We start from the raw sequence: 11,231 nt of genomic DNA, 5'->3' as shown, positions 1-11,231 counted from the left end.
CACCCAAACCCGCACACTGACTGTCAGCGATGTCCCGAGACATAAGTGTCAGCGATGTCCCGAGACACCACACCGCGGTCACCGCGGAAAATCGTGCACAAATCCCTACTTCTTGGGCTTGTCTCCGGCAGCATCAGTTGATAACGCGGCGACGAAGGCCTCCTGCGGAACCTCAACTCGGCCAATGGTTTTCATGCGCTTCTTGCCCTCCTTCTGCTTCTCGAGCAGCTTGCGCTTACGGGTGATGTCACCGCCGTAGCACTTGGAGAGCACGTCCTTGCGTATGGCCCGGATGTTCTCGCGCGCAATGATTCTCGAGCCGATCGCGGCCTGCACCGGGACCTCGAACTGCTGACGCGGGATCAGCTCCTTGAGCTTGGTCGTCATCTTGTTGCCGTACGCCGACGCCGAATCCTTGTGCACGATGGCGCTGAACGCGTCGACGGCCTCGCCCTGCAGCAGGATGTCGACCTTCACCAGATCGGCCTCCTGTTCGCCGGCCTCCTCGTAGTCCAGCGACGCGTAGCCGCGCGTGCGGGACTTCAGCGAGTCGAAGAAGTCGAAGATGATCTCGCCGAGCGGCATGGTGTAGCGCAGCTCGACGCGCTCCGGGGACAGGTAGTCCATGCCCTGCAGTTCACCGCGGCGGGACTGACAGAGCTCCATGATGGTGCCGATGAACTCGCTGGGCGCGATCACCGTCGTCTTCACCACCGGCTCGTGGACGGCGCGGACCTTGCCCTCGGGCCAGATCGACGGGTTGGTGACGATCAGCTCGGTGTTGTCTTCCTTCTCCACCCGGTACACCACGTTGGGCGAGGTCGAGATGAGGTCGAGGTTGAACTCGCGCTCCAGACGTTCACGGGTGATCTCCATGTGCAGCAGGCCCAGGAACCCGCACCGGAAGCCGAAGCCAAGTGCCACAGAGGTTTCCGGCTCGTACGTCAGCGCGGCGTCGTTGAGCTGCAGCTTGTCGAGCGCCTCGCGCAGGTTGGGATAGTCCGACCCGTCCACCGGGTACAGGCCCGAGTAGACCATCGGCTTGGGCTCGCGGTACCCGGTGAGCGCTTCGGTGGCACCCTTGCGGGCCGTCGTCACCGTGTCACCGACCTTGGACTGGCGGACGTCCTTCACACCGGTGATGAGGTAACCCACCTCACCGACGCCGAGGCCCTCCGACGCCTTGGGCTCGGGCGAGACGATGCCGACCTCGAGCAGTTCGTGGGTGGCCCCGGTGGACATCATGGCGATCTTCTCGCGCGGGACGATCTTGCCGTCCACCACGCGGACGTAGGTGACCACGCCGCGGTAGATGTCGTAGACCGAGTCGAAGATCATCGCCCGGGTCGGGGCATCGGGGTCGCCGGTCGGCGCGGGCACCAGACGGACCACCTCGTCGAGCAGCTCGGTCACGCCCGCACCGGTCTTGCCGGACACCCGCAGCACGTCCGTCGGCTCGCAACCGATGATGTGCGCGATCTCGCCCGCGTAGCGGTCCGGGTCGGCAGCCGGCAGGTCGATCTTGTTGAGCACCGGGATGATGGTCAATCCGCGATCCAGCGCCAGGTACAGGTTGGCCAGGGTCTGCGCCTCGATGCCCTGGGCGGCGTCGACCAGCAGAACGGCGCCCTCACAGGCCTCCAGCGCGCGCGACACCTCATAGGTGAAGTCGACGTGGCCCGGGGTGTCGATCAGGTGCAGGACGAACTCCTCGTCGCCCACTTTCCACGGCAGCCGCACATTCTGGGCCTTGATGGTGATGCCGCGCTCGCGCTCGATGTCCATGCGGTCCAGGTACTGCGCGCGCATCGACCGGTCGTCGACGACGCCGGTGAGCTGCAGCATGCGGTCGGCCAGGGTGGACTTCCCATGGTCGATATGGGCGATGATGCAGAAGTTCCGAATCTGCGCCGGCGCAGTGAACGTCTTGTCGGCGAAACTGCTGATGGGAATCTCCTGGTGACGATGGGTCCGCGCGCATCACGCGCAGCTACCAGGGTATCTAGCGAGGAGCCCGGCGACTAAATCGCGGCCCGGAAACTCCCCTATGCTCGATGCCATGGCGTCGCAGTGGAGGACGTTCCAGCGTCTCGCGGAACAACTGGTGTTCAACGAGGCGCCCAAGCTCATCCGCAACTTGCAGCAGCCCGACGGGCTGTCCCGGACCATCCAGCAGGGCATCCGGTTCGGCATCGAGGTGGGCCTGACGGCGCTCGGCGCGACGCAGATCGAGCCGCCGGCCGGGGCAATCACCGCCGGACGCCCGATCACCGAGAACATCGTCCCCACCGCACACCGGGCCCGTCGCATCGTCTACGCCCCCGACCTGGACGGCCAGGCCGACCCGGGCGAGATCGTGTGGACCTGGGTCGTCTACGAGGACGACCCGACCCGCGGCAAGGACCGTCCCGTCCTGGTGGTGGGCCGTGACCGCACGACGCTGCTGGGCCTGATGCTGTCCAGCCAGGACCGCCACCAGGGCGACCCCGACTGGGTGGGCATCGGCTCCGGCAGCTGGGACTACGACGGACGGGCCAGCTGGGTGCGCCTCGACCGGGTGCTCGACGTGCCCGAGGAAGGCATCCGCCGCGAAGGCGCCATCCTCGAACGAGACAAGTTCGAGATCATCGCCGCCCGCCTCCGCGCCAGTTACTCCTGGCGCTAGCCCCGAGCCCCCTCTCCCGCTAGCCCCCTTCCCGCGAGCGGCCGTGTTTGTACGGCGACACGCCGCTATTGGCGTGCACTCAGGGGCCGCTCGCGCCCGTCGAGCGTGCGTTGACCGCGCGTTGAGCGGGCTCAGCGCGCCGGACGCCACATCGGAATCAGGCTCGGCCCGCCGTTCGGCAGCGTCATCTCGCCCGTGACCTCGAACCCGAAGCGCTCGTAGTACGGCACGTTCACCGGGTTGCTCGATTCCAGATAGGCCGGGGCATGTTCGGCGTCGACGCGGTCCAGCCGGGACCGCATGAGGGCCTGCCCGTACCCGCCGCCGCGCACCGTCGGGTCGCTGCCGATCACCGCGAGGTACCAATGCGGCTCCTCCGGGTGGTGCTTCTTCATCAGCTCCGCGGCCGCCTGGCCGCGCAGCACCGCGGTGCCGAACGTCAACAGCATCATGGGCACGGCCCGCAGCTCGGCGCCGCGCGTCTGCTGCCACTTGCCCGGGGGATCCCACAACGCCGCCGCGCCGATACCGTCCGCCGACAAGGCCACCTCGACGCCGCCGTGGCCCAAGTGCTGGTACTTGGTGAGCGCCGTGAACAGGCGTGGCAGCCGGCGCCGGCGCAGCCCATCGTCGGGCAGCATCCACGTCATCACCGGGTCGTCGGCGAATGCACGGGCAAGGGTGTGCGACAAGCCGCCGATGTCGGAACGGGTGGCCGCCCGGGTCTGAATTTCACGCATGCCGCCAGCTTGCCGTGAATCGTCCCGCCGGCGCAGGCGCCGCCGACAATTCGCGCCCGCTCGCCGCCGGTGAGCGCCCCCGAATTGCCCGGCGAACTCGGCGTGTCGCCGTGCAGACACGGCCGCTCGCGGGAAGTGGTGACGGGAAAGTCAGCCGCCCTGGGTGATGTAGTCCTGCAGGTGCTGCTGCTCGGTCTCGAGCTCTTCCATCCGCGTCTTGACGACGTCGCCGATGCTGACGATGCCGGCCAGCCGGCCGTCGTCGAGGACGGGCACGTGCCGCACCCGGTTCTGCGTCATCAGCACCACGAGGTGGTCGACGGTGTCGCGCGGCGTGCACGTCGCCAGGACGGTCGTCATGATCTCCGAAACCGGCTGGCCCAGTAGGCCGCCGCCGCGCTTGTGCAGCTCGCGCACGACGTCGCGCTCGGACACGATGCCGGCCAATCCGTCATCGCCGACGACCACCATGGCACCGATGTTCAACGCCGCCAGGCTGGCCAGAAGTTGCGACACCGTGGTCTCCGGGGCGATGGTCGCTACCGCGGCACCCTTGTTGCTCAGTACGTCCGCGATCCGCATCGCCCGCCTCCGATCGTGATCCACCTCACATCCATGGTAGTCGGCGACGGAGAGTGCGCGGCGAAAGTCAAGCGAGCCGGGTGATTTCCACGACGACGTCCAGGTCGGTGGAACCCTCGCCCGAGTAGATGCCCTTCAGCGGGGTGACGTCCGCATAGTCCCGCCCCACCGCGACGGTCACGTACTGCTCGTTGATCTCGACGTCGTTGGTCGGGTCGTAGTCCCACCAGCCGCCGGTCCAGGCCTGCACCCAGGCGTGGCTCTGGCCTTCGATGGTGTCGCCGACCTCCGCCCGGCGCTGCGGATGCAGATAACCGGACACATAGCGGGCCGGAATCCCCATGCCGCGCAGCAGGATCAACGTCAGGTGCGCGAAGTCCTGACAGACGCCCTTGCCCTCACGCAACGCGTCCAGTCCGGACGAGTGCACACCCGTCGTGCCCGGGACGTAGTCCAGCTCGGTGTTGACCCAGTTCGCCGCGGCGATCACGGCCTCCTGCGGGTCGTAGTACTTCATGATCCGCTGGCCGACGCGCTGCAGCCGCTTGCTGACCGGCGTGTACCGGGTCGGGACGAGCAGCTCGTCGAACCGGTCGCGCACACCGGCGCCCGCCAGGTCGTCCCACGTGACCAGTTCCGCGGGCATTTCGCCCTTGTCGGTCTCGACGACCGAGGACGACGTCACCTCCAACTCGGTGTGCGGCGCATGCAGATCGAAGGCCGTCACCGCGGTGCCCCAGTAGTCGATGTACCGGTACGAGCGGGTGGCCGGCGTGGTCTCGACGCGATTGAGGACGACGTTCTGCCGCGAGTCCGAGCGCGGCGTCAGACGGGCCTCGTTGAACGACGCCGTCACCGCCGACTTGTAGGCATACCCGGTGGCATGGACAACTCTGAGCCGCCACATATCAGATTTCACCTTCTTCGATAACCGATACCGGGTGGCCCGCGTCCGTCCATGCGACCCACGGCGCCGCGTGAAAGTACTCCAGCGCCAATGCTTCTCCGATTTCCCGGCAGCTGCGTTGCAGACCCGCCAGGCGATCCTCCAGGGAGTCCAGCAGCAGGCCCGGCTGCAGGAACTCCAATTCGCTGCGCGCCCGGCCGAGCAGGCGCTGCGCCTCGCCGGTGGCACCGATGCGGTCATGCGGCCGGTTGTGCAGTTCGTCCAGATGCCGCTCGGCCAGCCGCAGCGAATAGAACACAGACCGCGGAAACAGCCTGTCCAGCAACATGAATTCGACGACCCGGCCGGCATCGAGCACGCCGCGGTAGGTCCGCAGGTAGGTGTCGTGGGCACCGGCCGAGCGCAGCACCGTCACCCACGCCGGCGACGACGCACTGTCACCGACGCGGGCCAGCAGCAGACGCACCGTCATGTCGACACGCTCGATCGCCCGGCCCAGCATCATGAAGCGGTAGCCGTCGTCGCGCGACAGCGTCGAGTCGGCCAGGCCCGCGAACATCGCGGCGCGGCCCTCCACGAAGCTCAGGAACTCGTGCGGCCCAAGCCTTCTGGCGGCCCGCTCCCGCTCGGCGAGGGCGTTGTAGGTGGTGTTGAGGCACTCCCACATCTCGGTGGACGTGACTTCGCGTGCGCCGCGGGCATTTTCACGGGCCGCCGAGATCGACTCGACGATCGAGTTCTGCGCGTCACCGCGGCCGAACGCGACGAGGTCGGTCAGCGACCACATGTCCAGCGGTGCTGCCGGCGGCTCGATCCCGAGGACCCGCAACAAGGTTCGCGACGCCAGGTCGGGGTCGACGCTCGAGTCCTCCAACAGCTGGTGCACCGTGACGTCCAGGATGCGGGCAGTGTCGTCGGCCCGCTCGACGTAGCGGCCGATCCAGTACAGCGATTCCGCGTTGCGCGCCAACATCAGTACATCACCGCCTGTTGCTGTTGCTGCTGCTGTTGGTGGGCAGTCTGGACGGCCTGCTGTGGGGGTCCCTCGTCGGCGGCCTGGCCGGCGGACGGCAGGGAGCGCACGACTTCGGCGGCGCCGAGCTCGTGGGTGGCGGTCGACGCCCGCGACGCCAGCACCCAGGTGTCCTTCGAGCCGCCACCTTGGCTGGAGTTCACGACCAGCGAGCCCTCGGGCAGGGCGACGCGGGTCAGGCCGCCGGGCAGCACCCAGACGTCGTCACCGTCGTTGACCGCGAACGGCCGCAGATCGACGTGCCGGGGTGCCAGTTTGTCGCCGATGCGCGTCGGCACCGTCGACAGCTGCACGACGGGCTGGGCGATCCACCCGCGCGGGTCGGCGCGGACCTTCTTCGAGATCGCGGCGATCTCCTTCTCGGAGGCATCCGGTCCGAAGACGATGCCGTAGCCGCCCGAGCCCTCGACGGGCTTGATCACCAGCTCGCGGATGCGGTCGAGCACTTCCTCGCATTCGTCCTCGAGCCAACAGCGGTAGGTGTCGACGTTCGCCAGCAGGGGCTTCTCGCCCAGGTAGTACTCGATGATGGTCGGCACGTAGGTGTAGACGAGCTTGTCGTCGCCGACACCGTTGCCCACGGCGCTGGAGATGACGACGTTGCCCGCGCGGGCCGCGTTGAGCAGCCCGGCGACGCCGAGCACCGTGTCGGGCCGGAACTGCATGGGGTCGAGGAACATGTCGTCGATGCGGCGGTAGATGACGTCCACCTGGCGCTCGCCTTCGGTGGTCCGCATGTAGACGACGTTGTCGCGACAGAACAGATCACGGCCCTCGACCAGCTCGACGCCCATCTGCCGGGCCAGCAGCGAGTGCTCGAAGTAGGCCGAGTTGTAGACGCCCGGGGTGAGGACCACCACGGTCGGGTCCGCTTCGTTCGACGCCGCCGCGTTGCGCAGCGCCCGCAGCAGGTGCGACGAGTAGTCACCGACCGCCCGCACCCGGTGCGTCGCGAAGAGGTTGGGGAAGACGCGGGCCATGGTGCGCCGGTTCTCCATCACGTAGGACACCCCCGACGGCGAGCGCAGGTTGTCCTCGAGCACCCGGAAGTCGCCCTTGTCGTCCCGGATCAGGTCGATGCCCGCGACGTGGATGCGGACGCCGTTGGGCGGGACGATCCCGGCGGCCTCGCGGTGGAAGTGCTCGCACGAGGTCACCAGCCGGCGCGGGATGACCCCGTCGCGCAGGATTTCCTGGTCGCCGTAGACGTCGTCGAGGTACATCTCGAGCGCCTTGACCCGCTGCTTGATGCCCTTTTCCAGCTTCGACCACTCGGCGGCCGAGATGACCCGGGGCACCAGGTCCAGCGGAAACGGCCGCTCCTGACCGGACAGCGAGAACGTGATGCCCTGGTCGGTGAACGCGCGGCCGAGCGCTTCCGACCGGGCTGCCAGCTCGGACGTGTCCGACGGCGCCAATTCGGCGAAGACGCCCTTGTAGAGACCCCGGACGGCACCCTGGGCGTCGAACATCTCGTCGTACGCGGCGGCATAACTGTCGACGTCGTCGTAGCCGTCGAACACACCGTCGTAGCGATTCCCTGGGGAGGTCGGCCGCGTCCGCGCGGGACCACTGTGCGATGTCCGTGGGCTCATGGCAGACATGCTGCATCAACCTGGCAGTTTCGGCAGGGCAACTTGGCATTCACGGATATGCTCGGGTTCGTCGCCGGCCAGTGCGCGCATGCCGCGCTTTGGGGTTTTCGCATGGACGCTGGTAACCTGAACAGTCGCTGCCCGTTGACGGGCGAAGAGCGCAGACTTAAGACCGAGCATGCTCGTCCCCGTGCATGCCCAAATTGAGATTTAGAAGGAACGACACGCGTGGCCAACATCAAGTCGCAGGAAAAGCGCATCCGCACCAACGAGCGTGCACGTCTGCGCAACCAGTCGGTGAAGTCGGCGCTGCGTACGGCCATCCGCGGTTTCCGTGAGGCCGTCGAGGCGGGCGAGAAGGAAAAGGCCGGCGAGCTGCTCGTCGCCACCAACCGCAAGCTGGACAAGGCCGCCACCAAGGGTGTCATCCACAAGAACCAGGCCGCCAACAAGAAGTCGGCGCTGACCCTGGCCTTCAACAAGCTCTGATCTGAGCCGGTAGTTTTCGCGAAACCGCGGCCCGTTCACCGGGCCGCGGTTTTGTTGTGTCCGGACTAGCTGTCGGCCAACTCGGCGACGCGCCGCACCGCCGACTCCAGCGCGTAGTCGGCGTTGGCCGCCACACCTTTGACGTCGGCGTTCAGCGCCGCCACCACCCGCAGTGCCTCGGCCACGGTGTCCCGGGTCCAGCGCCGGGCCAGCTTCTGCGCCTTCTGCACACGCCACGGCGGCATCCCCAACTCCCCCGCCAACCGGTACGGGTCGCCGGACTGGCCACCGACCCGCGCGATCGAATGCACGGCCTCGGCCAGCGCATCGGCCAGCACCACATGCGGCACGCCGCCGGCCATCGCCCAGCGCAACGCCTCGGCGACGCCGCTGACATCACCCGAAACCGCCTTGTCGGCGATGTCGAACCCGTTCACCTCTGCCTTACCGGAGTGATAGCGCCGTACCGCCGCCGCATCGATCTGACCTCCCGTGTCAGCCACCAGCTGCGAGCACGCCGCTGCCAGTTCGCGGATGTCCGACCCGACCGAGTCGAGCACGGCAGTGATGGCGTCGTCACCGACCTTCACCTTCAACGACCGGAATTCCTTACGCACGAAGTCGGCACGCTCGGCGGCCTTGGTGATCTTCGCGCACGGATGTACCTCGGCACCAAGCTTTTTCAGCTGATCGGCCAGCGCCTTCGCCCGGCCACCACCCGAGTGGACGACGACGAGCATGGTGCCGCCCGGCAGGTCGGCTGCCGCGTCGGCGATGAGAGCGACGGCGTCCTTGCCGGCTTCGGCGGCAGACTCCAGGACCACCACGCGTTCCTCGGCGAACAGCGACGGGCTCAGCAGTTCGGCGAGCTCGCTGGTGGACACGTCACCGGCCCGCAGCCGGTCGACCGGCACGTTGTCGTTGCCGGCCTGCTTGCGCGCGTTCCGCAGTACGTCCGCCACCGCCCGCTCGACCAGCAGTTCCTCGTCGCCCAACACCAGATGCAACGCCTCGGTCGATCCACTCACCCGTTGATCGTTTCATGGCGGGCAGACAATCAGCGCAGTGCGGGTTGCGAATACCGGGTTAGGGTTGCAATGCGCGATTGGTGGTGCCAGGGAGGGGACCATGACTGGCATCGATGAGGAAACTCTCATTGCCGCAGTCGCGGACTGGCAATTGAGCGAGGTTCGGATTCTTGAACCAGGGGCAACGACGCGGCAGCTCATTCCCGAAGCCTGGTGGCCCGTGGCCGAATCTACTGACCCCGACGAACGGAAACACGCGGCCCTGGAATTGTGGAACGCGGACTTCCTCGCATTAATCCCGCGCTATGCGCACTCGCTGCAGACTGCGCTCGTCGACGTGCGAGTGGCCAAGCACAGGTACTACAGCGCACCCTCTCTCGACTACGTCCTGCGCACCGACGAAGGAGAACTACGTGTATGGGCGGGTGACGATCCTCGCACCTTCGGAGACATCGAACCCCCCTTCTTCGCAACCCTCCCCACGCCGGTACAAACATTCCTACGCCAGGTTCACGCCGGCTACGCCACATTCGACGGCGAGTCCAACGGGTTGGTTTCGCCGTCTGGCATGGTCACACTCGCAGCCCGCTGGTTTCAGCCGCCCGACACCAACGAGATCATCGAATGGTTCGAAGACGTGCCGTTCCCCGGCACCCAACGCTTGATATTCCTCACCGGCGTCAATGACGAAACTGCCCTGTATATCTCTCCGGATCTCCCAGCAGGACAAGCAATCACCTACTACGAACCTGACTTCGAAATCGCGCCGTTCGGTGAAGCGCTGGACGACTTCCTCACCGGGCCGTTGGACAACTGAACCCTCACACGCTCCAGGCCAGCCGGAACTTCTCGGCCAGTTCACTGTCGGACAGGCCGCCATAGTTCTGCTGTTCGTAGCCGCGCACCCCCAGCACGGCGTCGACCGGTGCGTTCCCGAGGATGTCGCGGACCACGGCGCTGTGCCGCAGCGCATCGAGCACCTCGGTCTGCTTCGCCGGCAGCGTCACCACGCGCGCGTACTCGCGTTGGGCGAGCGTCAGGGACCCGGGGTCGACGGTGACCTCGGGCGGCAGCGGCAGTGCCCGGGTGATGCCGTCGAGAGCCAGGCCGAGGATGGTCGCCGAAGCCAGGTACGGATTGGCCGACGGGTCGACGATCTTGACCTCGACGTTGGCGCCATGAGGATTTCCGGACTCGGCGCTGACGAAGCGCACGGCGGCCTCCCGGTTCTCGGTGCCCCAGCAGACGTTGGCGCCGGACCAACTTCCCGGCTGGATTCGCAACCCGGACACGATCGAGCCACACAGCACGCCCTGTGCGCCGGGCAGACCGCCGAGCAGCCCGGCGACGGCCGACTCTCCGGCATCGGTCATACCGCGCTCTCCTGAGCCACCGGAGAACACCGGCACACCGTCACGACTCAGTGAAAAGTGTTGATGCGCACCGGAACCCACACTGCCGGCGAACGGCACCGGAGACAGGCTGACGCGCAGGCCGTGGCGGCGGGCGACGCGGCTGATGATGACGCGCGCGAGCACCAGCTGGTCCGCGGCGGCCACCGGATCGCGTGGTTTCAGCGAGAATTCGAATTGGTTGGCTCCGTACTCGGGATGGAACTGTTCGATCAACACCCCCGCTGCGGCGGCCGCATCCATCACGTCCCGGACGAAGCCCTCGAATTCCAGCACGCCGGCCAGGCCATACTGCGCCCACAGATCGGACGGCAATCGCGCGCCGTCCGGGCCGACGAGCACGAACTCCACCTCGTGCCCGACGACGGCCGTCAGGCCGGCGGCGGCCAATCGCTGCGTAACCCGTTGCAGCACACCGCGACCGCAGTGCGGGTCCGGGTTACCGTCCTGAGTGAAGAACGAGCATGGCGCCCAGGCGACCCCGTCACCGAGTAGGGCCACACCCGCCAGGTCGGCGCACACCCGCCGGTCCCCGACCACACCGATCTCATCGCTCACCACGATGCCCGCCTGATCGATGGCGAAGACATGCCACGTCGGGCTGGTACCCAGCCCATGGTCGGCGAACACCGCCACCCGATCGAGCGATACCACTTTGACCTGCGTCAGGCCTGCGGCATTGACGACAGTGCCGATCAGGGTCCGGACGCCGGCCGCTTCGAGCGCCGCCACCTTCGCTGCGGACCCGGCCGGTTCGTCATTCACGTCAATAATTCTGCA

11 protein-coding genes are annotated in these 11,231 nt (G+C 67.1%); 3 read left to right on the top strand and 8 right to left on the bottom strand.

Features of this window, described 5'->3' with window-relative positions; genetic code table 11:
- Positions 1-105: 105 nt before the first annotated feature.
- Entirely contained in the window at positions 106-1,953 is a 1,848-nt protein-coding gene (gene lepA, locus ACJH6J_RS18945) for a translation elongation factor 4 (protein ID WP_406804371.1), read from the bottom strand.
- Positions 1,954-2,047: 94 nt separating this feature from the next.
- On the opposite strand from lepA, the gene ACJH6J_RS18940 reads away from it, so the two are divergent.
- On the top strand, positions 2,048-2,665 hold the full coding sequence (locus tag ACJH6J_RS18940) for a type II toxin-antitoxin system PemK/MazF family toxin (RefSeq protein WP_406804369.1): 618 nt from the start codon (positions 2,048-2,050) through the stop codon (positions 2,663-2,665).
- A gap of 131 nt (positions 2,666-2,796) precedes the next feature.
- Here the strand turns inward: ACJH6J_RS18940 and ACJH6J_RS18935 are convergent, their stop codons facing one another.
- The 5 genes from ACJH6J_RS18935 to ACJH6J_RS18915 all read right to left on the bottom strand — a co-directional run bounded on the left by ACJH6J_RS18935 (position 2,797) and on the right by ACJH6J_RS18915 (position 7,522).
- Positions 2,797-3,405, bottom strand: coding sequence for a GNAT family N-acetyltransferase (locus ACJH6J_RS18935; RefSeq protein ID WP_406775734.1), 609 nt, complete (start codon positions 3,403-3,405; stop codon positions 2,797-2,799).
- A gap of 150 nt (positions 3,406-3,555) precedes the next feature.
- Complete coding sequence (locus ACJH6J_RS18930) at positions 3,556-3,987, bottom strand: CBS domain-containing protein (protein ID WP_064860038.1); 432 nt, start codon at positions 3,985-3,987, stop codon at positions 3,556-3,558.
- A gap of 67 nt (positions 3,988-4,054) precedes the next feature.
- Positions 4,055-4,894 carry a transglutaminase family protein gene (locus ACJH6J_RS18925; protein ID WP_064986590.1) on the bottom strand — a complete coding sequence of 280 codons (840 nt, stop codon included), beginning with the start codon at positions 4,892-4,894 and terminating at the stop codon, positions 4,055-4,057.
- Position 4,895: 1 nt separating this feature from the next.
- Entirely contained in the window at positions 4,896-5,867 is a 972-nt protein-coding gene (locus ACJH6J_RS18920; protein WP_346414391.1) for an alpha-E domain-containing protein, read from the bottom strand.
- Positions 5,867-7,522 carry a circularly permuted type 2 ATP-grasp protein gene (locus ACJH6J_RS18915; RefSeq protein WP_346414390.1) on the bottom strand — a complete coding sequence of 552 codons (1,656 nt, stop codon included), beginning with the start codon at positions 7,520-7,522 and terminating at the stop codon, positions 5,867-5,869. Before ACJH6J_RS18915 ends, ACJH6J_RS18920 begins: the two co-directional genes overlap by 1 nt.
- A gap of 228 nt (positions 7,523-7,750) precedes the next feature.
- Between ACJH6J_RS18915 and rpsT the strand changes: the two genes are divergently transcribed.
- Positions 7,751-8,011 (top strand): 30S ribosomal protein S20, encoded by a 261-nt coding sequence (gene rpsT, locus ACJH6J_RS18910; RefSeq protein WP_020102146.1) that lies wholly within the window; start codon positions 7,751-7,753, stop codon positions 8,009-8,011.
- A gap of 65 nt (positions 8,012-8,076) precedes the next feature.
- On the opposite strand, the gene holA is transcribed toward rpsT, so the two are convergent.
- Positions 8,077-9,018 carry a DNA polymerase III subunit delta gene (gene holA / locus ACJH6J_RS18905; protein WP_406804370.1) on the bottom strand — a complete coding sequence of 314 codons (942 nt, stop codon included), beginning with the start codon at positions 9,016-9,018 and terminating at the stop codon, positions 8,077-8,079.
- A gap of 121 nt (positions 9,019-9,139) precedes the next feature.
- Here holA and ACJH6J_RS18900 point away from each other — a divergent pair, with 121 nt between their 5' ends.
- The gene (locus tag ACJH6J_RS18900) at positions 9,140-9,856 is read left to right on the top strand and encodes a hypothetical protein (protein WP_406804368.1); all 717 of its coding nucleotides are present in this window, start codon (positions 9,140-9,142) and stop codon (positions 9,854-9,856) included.
- Between the two features lie 4 nt (positions 9,857-9,860).
- Here the strand turns inward: ACJH6J_RS18900 and ACJH6J_RS18895 are convergent, their stop codons facing one another.
- On the bottom strand, positions 9,861-11,216 hold the full coding sequence (locus ACJH6J_RS18895) for a glutamine synthetase (RefSeq protein WP_406804367.1): 1,356 nt from the start codon (positions 11,214-11,216) through the stop codon (positions 9,861-9,863).
- Positions 11,217-11,231 lie beyond the last annotated feature (15 nt).

This window comes from Mycobacterium sp. SMC-18, assembly GCF_045310895.1.
Classification (GTDB): domain Bacteria; phylum Actinomycetota; class Actinomycetes; order Mycobacteriales; family Mycobacteriaceae; genus Mycobacterium.
The sequence above is the reverse complement of the archived record's forward strand: the minus strand, read 5'-3'. Positions and strand labels throughout refer to the sequence as shown.